Consider the following 17,130-nt stretch of genomic DNA (forward strand, 5'->3'; position numbering starts at 1 on the left):
GGACGCTAGTGAATTCAAATTCGTTATCATTAATATATCAGCATTATTTAGAAAAAACTCCGTTTAGAAAACAAAACGAGCATACGTATATAATGTTACCGGAAGCGGGCGACGGACATATTTACCGAGTTACGACTTACAGCGGAATCGAGATTGTGTATTCGCATATTCAATATCACGAGCCTTATCCGACGAACTTTGCCTCCAGAGGACAAATGATTGAACTTCAATTTGCACTTTCGGGTCAACGTCATGTAAATATAGCTGGTCTGGACTACACGCTCCCGATAGGGCGGGGTGCTCTTATTTTTTTACAGGATTTCAAAGCATATTTCCATCCTCCCGTTAACGAACAATACCAATCCTTTGCGCTTGGCATTCCTGTCTCGTTGTTTAATTATGCAGCTTCACAGTTGGCAGCTCGTCGACAGGTAGCTATTGAATTTAGTCAAATTCTGAAGGGTGCCGCGTTCCATCATCTTAGTTTTGAACTGGATCACAGAAGTATAGTGATGATTGAACATTTGATCAAAGACTTGAAAAGTGTGCATAGATCGCCTTTATTAATGGAAGCAGCGGCACTAGAGATTTTGAATAGGTTTATGATTCAATTATTTGATTTAACTCCCATGCCCGAAGGCCTATCTAAAGAAGATGTCAGAAAGTTGCATATGGCTCGGCAAATCCTTGAATCCAGCATGATTGATCCTCCTTCACTGATCGCATTATCAAAAAAGGTTGGATTAAATGATTTTAAATTAAAAAAAGGATTCAAAGCATGTTTTGGAACAACTGTATTTGAACATTTGCGCCAAATTCGTCTTGAATATGCGATGAAGCTGCTTCGAAGCCAGGAAAGCAATGTAACAGAAGCTGCGATGGCTGTAGGATACAGTAATGTGAGTGCATTTTCAGAGCAATTTTTCCGGGAATACGGAGTGAAGCCATCATCTTTAAAGAAATTATTTTAAAAATTCTGTTTTGACCATGTTAAAAAATATTAAGTAAACAAAAAGCTGGAACCCTGTATAGATAGGATTCCAGCCTTTTTATTTCGTGCTTATTTCACGAAAGTTTCAATGCCATCTGTATTGATGGTTGAAGTATGGGTACGAGACGCTTCTTCAATATTTTTGAATGCCCAGTAATCTGTTGGTACATCCTTCCATGTAGCCTGAATGGTTCCTTCCAGGGGTCCTCGTTTTAAGATTGTGTTCAAAATTGTAACGGTTTCTACGCGTGTTATATATTTATTGGGTTGGAAGCTTCCATCATTATAGCCGGTAATCCATCCTGCATTAGCTAACGCTACAATGGAATCTCTTGCCCAATGTTTTTCGATATCGGTATAAGGAGAAGCTGCGGTTTGTGTTCCTTTAAGCTGCTTCCAGGATGCGAGTATTGCTGCCATTTCTGCACGGGTAATGGGTTGCTCTGGTCGAAATGTTCCATCTGCATACCCATTCATGAGGTGCTGTGTCGTAAGTGCTATAATCGAATCCTTTGCCCAATACGTGCTAGGTACATCTTTGTATGTCGTTGAGCCTTCTTTTGTCTCCAACTTCATAATCCTAGCCATCATTGCAGCGGTTTCAGCCCGTGTAATCGACTGGTCCGGTCGGAAAGTACCATCCTGATAACCCGTTATATATTTTTCATGCGCAACCTCGGATTGCTCTACTGGCATGATTTCTGGAGTCGGTAAAACCGTTGAAGAAACCGATGGTGATGAAGGTGTGGTTGTTTCACTGGAAGAAGATGAATCACTGCTATCCGTGTTATCCTTCTTATCTTTTTTATTGCTACTGCTGCTGTCGTTATTGCTAGTATCACCAGTTCCGCCAGTGTTTTCAGTACCACCAGTGCTTGCATTTCCATTTACAACCTGTATATACGCTTCAGATGTACTCGGGGCAAATCGAGCATCCCCGCTGTATATAGCAGTGATCGCGTGGCTTCCCACACTTAAGTCTCTTGTAGTGTAGTACCCATTGGCATAGCCGTTCGAAATGCCCACCGGCTCCATCGTCAGCGTATCTAATACATTCGTGCCGTCCATAAGAATGACCGTTCCAGTTAAATCGCCCGACGTTTGTGGGTTTGAAGTTGTCCTCACGCTAAACCTTACTTCTTGACCTTGACTAGACGGATTCGTCGAACTCAATACTGTAGTTACTGTAGGTCTCAGTGAAGGTGTAGGCGCAGGTGCAGATGCATTTACGACCTGAATGTATGGCTCAGATGTACTGGGAATAAAACGAGCATCCCCACTATATATAGCCGTAATCGGGTGACTTCCCACACTTAAATTACTTGTGGTGTAAGTGGCAGTGGCATATCCATTCGCAATGCCATTTGGCCTCATCGTCAGCGTATCTAATATATCCGTACCATCCATAAGGACCACCGTGCCGGTTAAATCCTTCGTAATTTGTGGAGTTGAGATGGTTTTGATGCTAAACGTTACGGATTGGCCTTGTTTAGAAGGGTTTGTCCAACTCGTTACCGTGGTTTCAGTAGCATACACAGCATCCGTTACACTAGGTGCTGGTGGGGAGGTTGCATACACTGCACTCTCGGAAAAACTCCATGTCCAGGTTCCAAATAAAACGATAACAGCAAGATAAGATAAACAAAAAGACTTGATTTTACGCATAAATTTCCTCCATAAAATTCCGGTGTCACGATGAACTTACTAAGATCCTCCATGATGACTAACCTACTAATATAATTTTCTTTCTTACACTACTGATTTACTATACTAAATGCCTCTGAACCAATTCTGAACCAAATCGATAAAAACCGTGCCCAATTCACATGGCTAGAAGGGGATCACGATTTGCGAGCCTTTTCCGTAATTTCTCAGAGCAAATGCAAAAAGGGTCAACCAGAAAGAAATGGTTGACCTCATAATATGAATGACAGTTTAGCGTGATATTTTGGAAAGACTTATTCCGTTAGTATTTAAATTTGACCGTTAGATCCTGTAATTTCTGTGACATATCCGACAAGGTCGTTGCCAGGCTGGTGATCTGCTGCATCGAAGCTAGCTGTTCTTCTGCAGACGCTGCAATATTCTGCGAGTTGTCCGCCGCTTGGAGCGCCAGACTCGATACGTTTTCTCCACTTGCTGAAATTTCCTGGACACTTGCGGTTATTTGCTCCGTGATGCTTGCAAGCTCTTCCGTTTGCTGTGCGATATGATTGGTGGACGCCACAATTTTATTAAACTGCTGCTCCGTCTCATTGGCAATTTTAATGCCGGAGTCGACATCCTGTTTTACGCGTTCCATGGTCTGAAGCGAATGCTCCATATCTTTGCGCATATTCTGAATCAACTCAGAAATCTGCCCGGAAGACTGATTCGATTGTTCGGCCAGTTTTCTTACCTCTGAAGCAACTACGGAGAAACCGCGGCCTTCTTCGCCTGCACGGGCAGCCTCAATCGAAGCATTTAAGGCAAGCAGATTGGTCTGCTGTGCGATATCCGTAATGGCATGTAGCATCGTGTCGATCTGTTGAGTGCGTTCATCCAACATTCTCATAACCGCATCGGTTTCATTGACAGAATGGTTAATCAAGTCCATTTGCTTCACTGTATGTTGTACAGCAGTACCGCCAAGGCTCGCCATTTCCATCGCGTCTGCAGACGATTCAGCAATAGTCAAGGAGCTATCCGTGATCCGTTGCATACCTATTGAAATTTCCTCAAGCGAGCTGGTTGTCTTCTGAAGCATCAGTTGCTGCTCCTTCGCACCGGCCGCCGATTCCTGAATTGCGACGGTGATATGCTCGGTTGCCTGTCCAGTGTGCTCTGCTCCAAGGGTCAATTCTTTCGAGGAAGCAGCGACCTGCTTTGTGGACAGGTTTACCTCACCGATCAGAAATCGAATATTTTTAATCATATGATTGAAGTCCTGTGCAAGCTCACCGATCTCATCTTTTGAATTCATTTTGACTTCTTGGACTGTTAAATCACCGTCCGCAACTGAGTTAAGCCGCTTTGCAATCGTGATAATAGGTTTCGTAAAACGTCCCGAAACAAAGCTTACGATAACTGCTCCCAGAATAACCGCAACAGCCGTAATAATCAGGACAATATAAAGGACTTTGGTCGCTCCGCTGTTAAATTCGTTAAAATATGCTCCAGAACCGATGATCCACCCCCAATAAGGATCCTTTTCAACGTACGAGATTTTCGTCTCTACTTGATCTGTACCAGGTAAAGCCCATTTATAAGTGACGAATCCCCCGCCGTTTGTACCGGCTTTTACAAACTCTTTTCCCACATGCACACCGTCTTCGGATACGGCATTTATTAAATCCTGGCCTTCATTTGAAGGGTTCATCACTGAAACGGCATCTTGGTTGACTGCCCACGGATAACCTGTTTTACCTACAGTATATTTAATCTTTACCGGTCTTTTGTTATTAGCATCTTTTACACCGAGCAGTTCGATGCGCAGTTTTTCCTGTGCTTCCTCCAATGTTAAATTACCGGCTTCGACTTGCCCATTGAGGAAACTAATCATACCAATTACCATTTGCACACTATTCTTAAGTGCCACTTTGCCTGATTCATTCATTTCATTCTTAGAAACAACATAAGAACTGCTTCCAATCACAAAAGTAGGTACAATTAAAATAATCAAGCACATTATGGTTAACTTCGCCCTTAACGATCTCACCTTCATGATTGATCCTATCTTTGTTTTCACTGTGATTTCCCCCTTAGAGATCGATATACAGACTCAACCCACAACTGCGTTTTGTTACTAAAGGTAAAAAGACTGTACATCATATATCGTAAAAACTCGTCAGGAAATTAAGCCCTTTCAGCCTGGCTGCTGTTTTATAGGCTAAATTAAATCCGTTTAACCGCAAATTTATCCGTCTATAGGCAGTAGCTTTTTGGTATGCTCCGTATACTTCTGCATAGAGAGAATCTATAACAGAGGAGTGTGCGAGGATGAATAGAATAAAAGGGAGCATCTTTTTCAGTGTTTTTGTGGCTATGCTAGGGCTCATGCTCATTGCTCCAATTATGCCGCCCCTTATTCGTGAATTAGGCTTAAGAGAAAGCCATTCCGGAATAATTATATCGCTTGGTTCTATAACGATGGCCTTAATGGCTCCAGTATGGGGAAATCTGAGTGATGCAAAGGGCCGCAAGCCTGTGATTTTGCTTGGGTTTATAGGGATGTGTGTAAGCTGTCTGTTGTTTACGCTTACCCTTTTTGCAGGATTAAAGGGTTGGCTCAGTGGGGGACTGCTGTTAGTCCTGCTGATTGTTACACGCGGCTTAATTGGCGGCTTTATCCCGGCGGTGTTGTCATCTTCCCAAGCTTATATGGGGGATGTAACGGAGGGTGAAGAGCGTGGAAGTGGTATGGCTATTATTAGTGCGGCGAATGGGCTTGGGCTGGTATTTGGCCCCGCGATTGCAGGTGCCTTTACTTTAATAGGACTGTTATGGCCCTTATACTTTGGAATTGTCATTGCCGCTGTTGCATTCGTGGTGTCTCTACTGGCGATTCCGGCCGCCCAGCCTGTTATTCAGCAAAAACCTGCTCGAATTAATCCCCTCCAGCCAGGTCTAAGAATGTATTTGTTTGCAGGCTTGGTTACGATGATTAGTATTGTGACTATTCAGGTTATAGGTGGTTTTTATTTTCAAGATCAGTTAGGTCTTACATCCGAAGAAACAGCAAGAGTTGTTTCCTTTGGACTTATGTTCTCCGGAGCAGCGATGCTGATCGTGCAGATCATCCAAATGAAATGGCTTAAATGGCAGCCTAAGCCGATGATTTTGCTCGGTTCTCTATTCCTGATTGCTGGAATGGCATTTTTTCTGATTTCAGCCAGCTTGGTCCTTTACTATGCAGCGTTCTTTATGTTTGGCATAGGCACGGGCTTACTGATGCCCGGATTTATGGCAGGTGCTTCGCTTTCGGTCAGTCAAGAACAGCAAGGGGGAGCAGCAGGGCTGGTAGCTGCGATACAGGGAATTTCCGCGATCATTGCTCCTATTTTGACGACCACTTTATATCGAGTAGACAAATATATTCCCTTTATTCTTATAGCGGTTCTGGTTGCTTGTATGGCTATCGTTATGCTGGGGGTAAAAAAGGGAGACGGGAATAGTAAGCCTGTGCCTGACAAGGCATGATAAATAAAAGAGTGGTTAGATGAATCCATAGGCTTCCGGAGTATACTCACCGGAAGCCTATATCTATTATAATAAGTTATAAGAAATTTCAGGAAAATCAGAAGGGAGTGAAGAGCTTATGGAAATCCGGCAAAAATGGGTGGCATTAAACAAAAAATACAGTTTGTACGCACTCAGGTCTTTAAATCAGGTTTTTTGAAAACGTGTTGGAGGAATGTAGATGGGTTGGGAGTATGGAATTAAGGTCGCAAATGTTAAGGATATTAAAGCGCTAATGGAACGCTTAGCTGAAGCATTGCCTAGGATTGACGGATATCGGATGCAAAGGGATGAGGATGGCTTTGTCCTGCTTCAGAATAATTCTGATTGGCCTGAAGCGCTCCAGATTTCATTGGAAGAGGCAAGAAATATTGAAGATTTAGAAGATGATGAACCTTATATCTATTGTCTATTTCATATCGGCGGCGGAGATGCGATGAGGTTGAGGGAAGGAATGTGCAGGGTGCTGGAAGAAGAGAAATGCGCTGCGGATTGGTTCGAGTTATAGCCGAAGAAAGGGGTGGGTGAGATTGAGTAAGAAGGACAAAAAAGAGATTCAGGCACTAATCTATCGCTATAGCGGTCCACGAGCCAATATTGGATATACTTTTGAACCGCTGCGTTATGGGGATACTGATGAACCGAAGCTGGAGGAGATGATATTCATCTACGCAGATGACTTTGATATCGTGCTGTCTGCGTTAAAGTCCAAATATCCACTTGTCGATCCTGATACGGGAGAAACGTATGAGGCTTTTGACCCCTGCTGGGATAATCCGATTCAGGCGTCGGTATGGCATGAAATATTAACACAATTGGATACTTGGCCTGCCAAGGAGCCAGAATTACGCCTATTTATTGATTCCTTTACAGCATGGGTCAGAGCGCATCTGAAGCAAGCAGATGGTATTATCGTGACCGGAAATCTGTAGTGAAGGCCATGCACTGCAATCCGTATTTTCGCTGCCCCTCGCTTCGAGGGGCGCCGGACGGCGAGCCACTGAGTCGAGTGCCTGGTTCTTTGCAGTACACGCGACAGTCTCGTTGTTGCAACTGGATTATTAACGGTGCTTTTGGTTTCTGATTAACGTTTGCTCCAATTCGGTATCTCCCATAAATTTGCTGGCAGATACAGCAAGCTGATATTGATTGGTCCCCATATTGTTAGCGGCAGGTTGAAGAATCCCTTTTATTGTTTGCCATAATGAAGAGGTCTGCAGGCTTTTTGCCCCAAAATGCAAGATGATATGGATACAGGAGGTAATAATATTGCGACCAAGTCCGTACAGGAACCATTCTTTTTCCTTCGTAATAAGCGGAATAATGGTTACCATCGTTTCCCACGCTTCATCCAATCGACCTGTTTCAATGAACTTCTCTGCCAAGTTAGATGCAGTAGAACAGTAATTATGATGATTTCCTTCTGTTTTTTCCATTTCGGCCAGCTTTTTAAGGGCTTCAATTTCACCTTCTGGATGGTTGCGCCATCTCTCATGATAAACGAGTGCCTGTAAATTTTCTTTGTTCCAATCCGTCTGCTCTCTGATCCACAAATCGATAAATAATGATAGATACATATCTTCTCCGAGCTCACTCGCGATATTGATGCAATCCTCAAGATCAGCTGTATCTTTGCTGAACAAATATGTTTCCAAAATCAACTCAGGGTCAAACCCGGCATATGTATCGAAATTGGCCTTCTTAGCCTGCTGGAACAAAATTTGGTCCTGCTCACGCTCATACTTTTGCAGTAAAAAAATGGCGTAATACAGAGCATCGCCAATCCCCTGAAAACTGTTCGTTTCCCTGTCTATAATCTCATTCACGAGCAGCCTTCTCACAATCGGTTCGTAATGCGGGGCATCTCGATCCTCACGATTATACATAGCCAAAAGCACCTTCAAGCGTGGTATAGTTGGCATCACTTTTTCCATATTCCTCATTGTGTTGCTCCAAATAGTCAACCTTCGAAAAATCGGCGTGATCACTTATTAGACTCTGCAGCATTTCATCATAGGGTGCCATCATCTGATCCAGCAGCCCTTTGTAGTTCGTTTCCAATACTGTGATTCTCCTTTCTTGATCGGCTTAATACTACAATCCATATGTATATAAAACAAGCGATTTCCTTTTGAGACGGGATCGCTTAGTATAGCAGCGCTGTATACACGTACATATTTTTCTAATAAACCCATTTTAAGATTCAATATAAGGGGTGGACATTCAACACCTGTAAATCAAGCATACAACATGCAGGGATACAACATTGCGCACAACTATTGGAAGCGTTTTAATTTGAGTATAGAAACACAAAAGAAGACCTCAGGGAGGACATACGAATGCTAAAAGTGAAAGCGCTTAGATGTGAACATTTAAACAATCCGATTGGACTGGGCTGCCTAAAGCCGCGACTAAGCTGGCAAATTGAATCTGACAACATATACGTTTTCCAAAAACGCTTCCAATTGCAGGTATCCATAAATCCTGCTTTTGAACCGCTGCTCTGGAATCATTTTTCCTATTCGGAGCAATCCATTTTGTTTCCCTATGAAGGCCCTCCACTGGAATCAGGACAACGATATTATTACCGGGTAAAAGTTTGGGCTCAGGGAGCGGGGGACACCGAACCGGAGGAATCGGAATGGAGTGAGTTTGGCTTTTGGGAAATGGGACTGCTCCATGAGCAGGACTGGAAGGCACAATGGATTACAGTGAAGGAACGTAGCCTCCATGAAAAGTTTCAGACGAGAGCCCCTTTTGCTTCCTCCAAGTGTTTTTCAGTTGAGGGAAAAGTAAAAAAAGCAGTCATTTATGCCACAAGCCTTGGTCTATATGAGCTGGAGCTAAATGGACAAAGAGTAGGCGATGCCTATTTTACCCCGGGATGGACAGATTATAACGATCGTGTCCAGGTGCAAGCCTATGATGTGACTTCTACCATTCGAGAACAACATAATCGCATCACAGCCACGGTAGGAGAAGGCTGGTACAGCGGCTATCTAGGCTGGCAAAAGCGCAAGGATACCTATGGGAACACGAATGCTTTGTTATTTCAAATGAAGATTAGCTATGAAGATGGCCGTTCAGAACTCATTTGCTCAGATTCTTCCTGGGAGGAAACGAGCTGTGCCATTTTGATGTCGGATATTTATAACGGCGAAATCTATGATGCCCGATTGGAGCAGCAGGCAGGCGAGCATCGCTCCTTGAATGAACGGAAAATGATGCAGGTCGTCCCGTTTCCGTTAAGTCATCTGGTTGCTCAGGAGAACGAGCCTGTCCGTGTAATGAACCGATTAAAGCCTGTTGAGCTGATTCAAACGCCTAAAGGCGAACTGGTTCTTAACTTGGGTCAAAATATGGTAGGCTGGCTGGAATTTAAAGTTGAAGCTCCTGAGGGTACGGTTCTGAATTTGATACATGGTGAAGTGCTGGATCAGCAAGGGAACTTTTACCGAGATAACATTCGGGATGCAGCGCAGCAGATTACGTACATTTGCAGCGGCAAAGGGACGGAGATATTTAGGCCGCATTTCACTTTTCAAGGCTTCCAATATGTGAAACTTGAGGGCTTTCCGGCTGGCGTAGACATTGAAGATTTTACGGGCGTTGTTTTGCATTCAGATATGGAGACAATTGGCTTGTTCGAGACATCCGATCCAAAGCTCAATCAACTCCAGCACAATATTGTATGGGGGCAAAAGGGGAACTTCCTGGATGTGCCGACCGATTGCCCGCAGCGTGATGAGCGATTAGGCTGGACCGGCGATGCACAGATTTTTGCCAGAACGGCCAGCTTCAATATGAATAGTGCTTCCTTCTTCCGAAAGTGGCTGAAAGATTTGGCTTACAACCAGCTGGAGAATGGGGCTGTGCCTTTTGTCGTGCCGGACGTCCTCAAAGGAACCTTTGCAGATAATATGGACAAAACGACGGCAGCATGGGGGGACGCGGCGGTTATATGTCCGTGGACGATCTATCAATGTTATGGGGATAAGCAGATTTTGGCTCAGCAGTATGACAGTATGAAAGCATGGGTCGATTATATCCGTGCCCAGGGGACTGAGGAGCATCTGTGGGATAGTGGTTTGCAACTGGGAGACTGGTTGGCGCTGGACAGCGAGGAAGGAAGCTATTTTGGAGCGACCGATGGAACGCTGGTAGCGACTGCATACTTTGCGTATTCGACTCATATTTTGGCGCAGACGGCCAAACTGCTGAATCGCTATACCGATTACAACACCTATCAAAGCCTGCATGAAGGGATTAAAGCCGCTTTTGCGGACCGTTATTTTGATGACGCTGGCAAGCTGACTTCGAATACCCAAACTGCACAGGTTGTGGCTTTGCACTTCGGATTGGTACCAGAAAGCTATAAAAAGCAAGTGATCCAGGAGCTCGTACGGCTGATAGAAAAAAATGATATGCATCTGGATACCGGCTTTGTGGGCACGCCCTATCTATGCCTAGTTTTATCCGACAATGGCTATACAGATGTAGCTTATAAAATTTTATTCCAGAAAGATTATCCTTCCTGGCTCTATCAGGTTGAACGTGGGGCCACGACCATGTGGGAGCATTGGGACAGCATCAAAGTGGACGGCTCCTTCTGGAGCACTGATATGAATTCGTTCAATCACTATTCGTACGGTTCAGTTGGAGACTTTATGTACCAAAATATTGCCGGAATCGATGTGCTTGAAGCGGGCTACAAAAAGTCACGGTTAGCACCCAAACCGCCTATTAATCTTACTTCGGCCCATGGCAAGCTGGAGACACCATATGGTGCGCTTGCTGTCCATTGGGAAATCGTGAATGAGGTAATGCAGATGACGGTTCACGTACCACATAATACGACAGCTGAGATTACGCTTCCAGGCGTTATGGAGCTGGATGCGCTACAACAGACCATTACCACACAATACCCGTCCATTCAGTATCCGCCTGGTAATGTGCCACGAGAGCTGGCCGGAAAATTAGGTTCTACCGGAGAACAGGCGACTTTCCAAAAGAGTGGAGACCATGAATTGACGTTTATCGTCGGATCTGGACAGTATACGTTCCAGTACAAATACAACCAGGGCTAAATAACATAGACTAGAGGTGAGAAGCTTGATGAATATCAAAAACAAAATATGGTTTAAAACGGCGTTGCTGTCTATTTCCTTAGTCCTGACATCAGCGAGTGCTATTTCGGCTGTCATCCCGATGATGCTGAACCAATTACCGGGAGTCTCCAGTTCGCTGATTGAAAGCGTAGTTACGATCCCGTCCTTCTCGATGATGCTGTTTGTGCTGCTGAGTGGTCCGATCTCTTCTCGCCTGGGTAAAAAAAATACAGTCCTGCTAGGACTTTTGCTCGTGGTCATCGGCGGAATACTTCCTATGCTCACTACGAATATTACATGGATTCTCGCGTTGCGTTTGGTGCTAGGAGCAGGTCTGGGGATGTTCAATTCACTGGCTGTCAGTTTAATTAGTGATTTTTTTGAAGGGGACGAACGTGCTCAATTGGTAGGCTTTCAAAGCGCTGTACAAGGGCTCGGAAGCAGCTTGGCTACCTTTGTGGCAGGACAGCTTGCCCTAATCGACTGGCCGTTTGCCTTTTTGTGCTATGCGATCACGATTCCGATCGCACTGTTATTCTTTTTTATCATCCCTGAACCAGAGCGCGAGGAGCCTACAGTGAGCTCCATAGGAACGGGTCACAGAGGTGGGGGAATATCTCTATCTGTACTTGGATTAGGAGCTGCACTTTTTCTGTTTATGACTTTTATTATGATTGTGTATACCAAAACAGGCATTATGATTGCTGAGAAGAGTATGCCTAATGCAGGATTTTTAGGGACCGCTTTAACGCTGTTCTCCTTATCAACCATGATTGCAGGCTTCTTGTTTGGTAGAATATATAAATGGTTCAGAAATTACGCACCTTTTATCTCCAGTTTATTAACAGCGACAGGTTTTGTCCTGCTGTGGTTTGCTCAGAATGTGACCATGGTTACGGTTGCCATGCTGATCATTGGCTTTAGCTTTGCGCTGTTTATTCCTTATATTTTTACGATACTAACTAAAATCGTACCTAAAGGCAGTGAGACGATATCTATTTCGATTGCAATGGTAGGCTCCAATTTGGGAGCGTTTGCTTCGCCTTATGTTATCAAGTTAGTTGGGGTGTTGTCTGGGAATGAAACTGCCTCATTTTCCTTTCTCGTCTCTGCGATTGTATTTATGATTGCTGCGCTCCTCTGTCTGGGAATCGCTATTAGAGGAAAGGGAAGCAAAACACAGACGGCAGTTCACAGTTAATGGGAGTCTGAAGGAGGAGTCTGTGTTTATGAACCTTCATGAGCTGGATCAGTTGCTGAGAAGTAAAACTGAAATTGAGCTTCTGCAACAACAAAGCAATCAGGTGATTAATGATCTCTCCAAAGAATCGGAGAATGAGCGATTTTTTGATATGAATCTGAATATGTATCGAATGCCCGCTTTATTCTTTTTCGGAGAACATGATATTTATATTAGCAAGCACAACAGGTTTGCTCCGATGCTAGAGCACATGCATGAATTTATTGAATTAAACTATGTTTACTCAGGTAAATGCAACCAAATTATAGCAGGCAAAGAGATTCAGCTTTGTGAAGGTCAAGTGTGTGTTCTGGATAAGGATGTGCCGCACAGCATCTCTCCTTTGGGAGAAAACGATATACTGATTAATATCCTGCTGCAAAGAGAAACGATCTCGTCCCTCTTTCTACAGCGGCTATCCAAGAAAAAAAGTTTGATCGGCGAGTTTCTCGCCAACTCTGTCCTCCAGCATCAGCATCATAATCACTTTATTATTTTTGAGTCGCAGCATAATGAGAACCTTCAGTATATATTGCGTAGAATCTTAATCGAATATTTTTCCAGGCAAGAGGACTCTATGGAGTTGGTCAAGGCTTATTTGCCAATTGTATTTGGAGAATTGGTTCGTGTATTGGAAAGCGAGCATAATATTCATGTAAACCAACAGGAAAATCATATTACCTCTATTCTGAATTATATGGAAGAGCATTATCAGCATTTAAGCCTTCAGCAATTATCTAACCATTTTAATTACAATAGCACGTATTTAAGTAACAAGTTAAAAAAAGTAACGGGTCTTACTTACACTCAGCTCATTGCCAACATTAAGCTTAATGCCGCCTATTCTTTGGTTGTGAATACCAACCTGCCGTTTGAAATGATATTTAAGCAGGTTGGATATAACAGCATGAGTTTTTTCTATAAAAAATTTAAGACCGCGTATGGTGCCACCCCGCAAAATATCCGAAACAAACAAATGAGAAAATGAAGAATACACAAGGACGTCCAATTTGAATTGGGCGTCTATATGTTATAATATCGGCAAATTCATAAGCTAGTAATGTAAAGGGGGATATCCTTGGAAGCGGTACTAAGACGGAACTGGCCAGAGTGGAATGGAACATTGCAAAGACGAACCGGGGGCTGGAATAATACGACGTATTTTGTTAAGAGCGGTGGGCGAAGCGGGGTGCTGCGCGTCTACGATACACACAGGGATCGGGACAAAATTGAATTTGAGCATGCGGTTTTGCAGGCGCTGAGCAAGCAATCTCTATCCTTCAGGGTTCCAATGCCAATTCGAACGATTACAGGAGAGACACTTGCACAGGTTGACAAGGATAGTGGCAAATATGTGTGTCTATTCGAATACATAGAAGGTATATCACCCTTGGAGCAGGACCCTAGCTTTGCCCATTCTTTTGGCGAGGCTGCTGGTGAACTATCTGCTGTACTTGCAACACTTAATCTTGATATGACCCCAGTCTATCGGCCGTATTATGCTTTGCAGCAATCCTATCCATTATGTAGCCCGGAAGTAATCCAAGGCTTTTGTTTAAACCCGCCGGAGCCTCTCAAGAATTTACATGAAGAGCTGCGCCTGATAGGAAAAGTATATGAAGAGATTACAGATTCACTTCAAGCATTGGAAGAGTTGCCGCATCAGCTTGTACATGGAGATTTGAACGCTTCTAATTTATTAGTAAAGGATTCTGATCATAGCCAGGTGGCTGCACTGCTTGATTTTGAATTTTGCACGTTAGACGTTCGGGTGATGGAACCGGCGGTCATCTTATCAGGATTTTTGGGGCAACCGGAGGAGACAACGGCTGTTCGTGATTTTTGTCGGGGCTTCAGCCGCCAGATCCGTTTAAGCCAACCCGAGATCGACGCTTTGCCTGTGTTGATGCTGCTTAGAAAGGTAGACGTATTTCTTCATTTTGTGAGTCGCTTTCTGGAAGGAACAGATCAGCCACACGTATTGCAAGAACAGGCCAAACAGATCACAGCCGACTTGCTCCAACTGTCTACCAGCAGTAGCTGGATTCAGGAGGAGTTGGCCCAAGCGGAACAATGTATGAATAAACGAGCTACATGCCGTGTTATGTTATAATTTCTGGAATAACAGAAATGAAGTCTATTGAATTAAACTCGGAACAGGAGGAGCATATGAATAGTTGGTTAACCAACGCGTTACGACCCTATTTTGGGCTGGAGACGCTGGAAGAACATTGGGACGTGGTAGAAATTAAAGAAGGATATTTTATTTGTATGGATGGAGATGTTATTCGCAAGCGAATTTCTTCCAAAGAGGATGCTTATGGAGAAGCTGATGTAGAGATTTTTACCCGTGATCGGGCAGTTGTTCTGCCTAAAACGGCTCGTGGCAAAGAGAAAAAACTGAACTATACAAGTGTTTCGAGCATCTCAGCAGAAGGTGTGACCTTTTCAGCAGGTATTCGAAGAGATCGTCCTATTAGTTATGTTACTGCTGTGAATAGCAAAACTGGCGTGAGATTGCCCATCACTGGATGTGAGCATTTACATAGTAAAGAAGAGATCATGGATTGGCTTCAACGTTACCCGTCACTTGTGCCTAACGATTATGATCGAAAGCTGGATCGATTAAAGCATATGAAAAACCAGCGCTATAAAACCATTCCAGGAGACATCTTTCGTGTGGAAATAGACCTTTTTACAGATGGGTATGTATTGGTCGTCGGTGATTTGCGCCAAATGCAAAAGGATCAGTTGTTTGCAAAGGAGAGCATATGGAACAGTGTCATGACGATGCCTTTATTCGTACGTCCGTATTTGTGTACAAGTCGTGACCGTTCAATAACTTTAGAATCCATCACAGCCGCCCCGTTATCGGATACAACCTGGATTGTTATGGATGATTCCTTTATGCGAGGGTCCTACGAGTGGGTAGGGCATAAAGCATTGGTAGAAGAGGATATTGTGTTTCCGATGGGTTACGGCATTAGCACGGATAGCAGTAAAGAAAGAATATATAGGCTGTCCTGGGGAACGGGCACAATTTCCAAACCGGAAGGGGAGACAGTGTTCAAGTCTTCGCGGGAATTTTTAAATAACGGTGTGTATTCAGGTATTATTACGGACTGTTTTGGTCCTTGGGAAGAGGGGGAGTGGCACAAAACGCTGGATAATCCGTTGTATCGGGAGGAGCGTCGAAAAGCACTGGCCGAATTCGGATTCCCGGAAGACATTTCGTACGATGAGTTCAACCGCCAAACGGGAGGCCTGACGCGTTCGGAATATCTCGCATACTTGACAAGAATCTATAGCGGAAAAAGAAAGAAGAAATGACACGGTTATACATCCTTTTAGGAGGGGCCAATGAAATATCTTAAAGATTGTCCGGAACCAGGCATGGGAACCTGGTATTTTGAAATAGACTCAGACGGCGTAGCCTATCGGCAAATTGTGATCCAAGATGACGGTACTTTTATTGCTTCTAATCGTAAGCACGAGCAATATCATTTCTTGTTAGCCGAGAAAGCAATTGATGATACAGAGCCCTATTATACGAAAATTACAAAAAAAGAGTTTGAAGAAATCTGGTCTAGCAATCTTCACACCTTTAACAAGGAATGGCATCAAGTCAAAACCGTACTGCCGGTTGGGATTAAGGTAAGCGGATATATTGAAGCATTTTTTCCACACGGAACACTTATTCATATTTTCCAGCACAATGCAGTCGGATTGGCAGACACCCATTCATATGCGGAAAAGACCCCATCTGAGTGGATGTATCCGAGGCATGAGATCACGGCGATTGTCCAAGGCTACGACGAGCTGAATCATTGGGTGATTTTAGAGCAAACGCAGGTTTTCGAAAATCAGTTCACAGGTTGAAAGATGGATATCGGAATACAGGAAGGAGAATGGATATGCATACGTTAACGGTTGATGAGCTGGTGGATCAGGACAACCATGCATGGGAAGAGGTCAGAAATATTCTGCAAGAAGGGAATAATCCATATCGTATTGTACTGGCAGAATCGGAATCTGCTAGGGGAGATTCGCTCTACCGTTTGCAAGTGAGCACAAAATCGTACTTGGGAACGGTTGCCTATGAAACAGGAGGGATCATATTTGACCACGGATGGATCACCTTACTGGGTGCAGGTGGGCCTGAAATTTACGGTAGTTTGGCTTCGTGGAACGGGCTGCAAGAGCCAGTGAGCGTCCCTGCACTTGGGGGAATGCTGATTGTGGCCTATGATGCAGCAGGTGGCTTCTTTGGATTGGATACAGGGAAGTTTGGACGCAGCGGCCACATCTACTATTTTGCACCGGATGCATTGGAGTGGGAATCCACTGAACTGGCCTATTCCGGTTTCTTGAGCTGGTTGGCTGAGGGAGATTTGGGCTTGTTCTACCAGACATTCCGTTGGAATGGTTGGCAGTCGGATATGGAGCAACTTCAGCCAGGAGAGGTATTTGCTTATTATCCGCCGCTATGGACTCAGGAAGGTGGCGGAGAGACCAGCCACAAATCACCTATAGCCATAACAGAAGCGTGGCAGGCGGTGACGGATCGGGAATAG

Annotated in this window: 15 protein-coding genes; 11 read left to right on the forward strand and 4 right to left on the reverse strand. The window is 44.1% G+C overall.

From position 1 onward, the window contains the following. Positions 1 to 8: 8 nt before the first annotated feature. Positions 9 to 971 carry a helix-turn-helix domain-containing protein gene (locus G7035_RS15930; RefSeq protein WP_019688181.1) on the forward strand — a complete coding sequence of 321 codons (963 nt, stop codon included), beginning with the start codon at positions 9 to 11 and terminating at the stop codon, positions 969 to 971. A gap of 89 nt (positions 972 to 1,060) precedes the next feature. Here the strand turns inward: G7035_RS15930 and G7035_RS15935 are convergent, their stop codons facing one another. Both G7035_RS15935 and G7035_RS15940 read right to left on the reverse strand, forming a co-directional pair. Then, entirely contained in the window at positions 1,061 to 2,656 is a 1,596-nt protein-coding gene (locus tag G7035_RS15935; RefSeq protein WP_019688180.1) for an S-layer homology domain-containing protein, read from the reverse strand. Between the two features lie 301 nt (positions 2,657 to 2,957). Then, positions 2,958 to 4,718, reverse strand: coding sequence for a methyl-accepting chemotaxis protein (locus tag G7035_RS15940; RefSeq protein ID WP_019688179.1), 1,761 nt, complete (start codon positions 4,716 to 4,718; stop codon positions 2,958 to 2,960). Positions 4,719 to 4,969: 251 nt separating this feature from the next. On the opposite strand from G7035_RS15940, the gene G7035_RS15945 reads away from it, so the two are divergent. The 3 genes from G7035_RS15945 (at position 4,970) to G7035_RS15955 (ending at position 7,140) form a co-directional block, all read left to right on the forward strand. Further along, positions 4,970 to 6,169 carry an MFS transporter gene (locus G7035_RS15945; protein ID WP_017428314.1) on the forward strand — a complete coding sequence of 400 codons (1,200 nt, stop codon included), beginning with the start codon at positions 4,970 to 4,972 and terminating at the stop codon, positions 6,167 to 6,169. Between the two features lie 220 nt (positions 6,170 to 6,389). Continuing rightward, the gene (locus G7035_RS15950) at positions 6,390 to 6,716 is read left to right on the forward strand and encodes a hypothetical protein (protein WP_016821768.1); all 327 of its coding nucleotides are present in this window, start codon (positions 6,390 to 6,392) and stop codon (positions 6,714 to 6,716) included. Positions 6,717 to 6,732: 16 nt separating this feature from the next. Continuing rightward, a complete protein-coding gene (locus G7035_RS15955) occupies positions 6,733 to 7,140 on the forward strand; it encodes a hypothetical protein (RefSeq protein ID WP_230877312.1) in 408 nt (135 codons plus the stop codon). 129 nt (positions 7,141 to 7,269) lie between these two features. Here the strand turns inward: G7035_RS15955 and G7035_RS15960 are convergent, their stop codons facing one another. Further along, positions 7,270 to 8,094, reverse strand: a complete 825-nt coding sequence (locus G7035_RS15960) for a hypothetical protein (protein WP_019688177.1) — start codon at positions 8,092 to 8,094, stop codon at positions 7,270 to 7,272. Further along, complete coding sequence (locus G7035_RS27405) at positions 8,087 to 8,269, reverse strand: hypothetical protein (RefSeq protein ID WP_019688176.1); 183 nt, start codon at positions 8,267 to 8,269, stop codon at positions 8,087 to 8,089. The genes G7035_RS15960 and G7035_RS27405 overlap by 8 nt, the downstream gene beginning before the upstream one ends. A gap of 278 nt (positions 8,270 to 8,547) precedes the next feature. Between G7035_RS27405 and G7035_RS15965 the strand changes: the two genes are divergently transcribed. The 7 genes from G7035_RS15965 to G7035_RS15995 all read left to right on the forward strand — a co-directional run bounded on the left by G7035_RS15965 (position 8,548) and on the right by G7035_RS15995 (position 17,130). Beyond that, on the forward strand, positions 8,548 to 11,295 hold the full coding sequence (locus tag G7035_RS15965; protein WP_019688175.1) for an alpha-L-rhamnosidase: 2,748 nt from the start codon (positions 8,548 to 8,550) through the stop codon (positions 11,293 to 11,295). A gap of 28 nt (positions 11,296 to 11,323) precedes the next feature. Further along, positions 11,324 to 12,517, forward strand: coding sequence for an MFS transporter (locus G7035_RS15970; RefSeq protein WP_019688174.1), 1,194 nt, complete (start codon positions 11,324 to 11,326; stop codon positions 12,515 to 12,517). Between the two features lie 28 nt (positions 12,518 to 12,545). Then, positions 12,546 to 13,544 (forward strand): AraC family transcriptional regulator, encoded by a 999-nt coding sequence (locus tag G7035_RS15975; RefSeq protein ID WP_019688173.1) that lies wholly within the window; start codon positions 12,546 to 12,548, stop codon positions 13,542 to 13,544. Between the two features lie 90 nt (positions 13,545 to 13,634). Next, positions 13,635 to 14,669 carry a phosphotransferase gene (locus G7035_RS15980; protein WP_019688172.1) on the forward strand — a complete coding sequence of 345 codons (1,035 nt, stop codon included), beginning with the start codon at positions 13,635 to 13,637 and terminating at the stop codon, positions 14,667 to 14,669. 56 nt (positions 14,670 to 14,725) lie between these two features. Then, positions 14,726 to 15,886 (forward strand): immunity 26/phosphotriesterase HocA family protein, encoded by a 1,161-nt coding sequence (locus tag G7035_RS15985; protein WP_019688171.1) that lies wholly within the window; start codon positions 14,726 to 14,728, stop codon positions 15,884 to 15,886. A 30-nt stretch (positions 15,887 to 15,916) separates the two neighbouring features. Beyond that, a complete protein-coding gene (locus G7035_RS15990) occupies positions 15,917 to 16,435 on the forward strand; it encodes a hypothetical protein (RefSeq protein ID WP_019688170.1) in 519 nt (172 codons plus the stop codon). Positions 16,436 to 16,470: 35 nt separating this feature from the next. Further along, complete coding sequence (locus G7035_RS15995) at positions 16,471 to 17,130, forward strand: DUF2625 domain-containing protein (RefSeq protein WP_019688169.1); 660 nt, start codon at positions 16,471 to 16,473, stop codon at positions 17,128 to 17,130.

The organism is Paenibacillus polymyxa, from assembly GCF_015710975.1.
GTDB classification, from domain to species: domain Bacteria; phylum Bacillota; class Bacilli; order Paenibacillales; family Paenibacillaceae; genus Paenibacillus; species Paenibacillus polymyxa.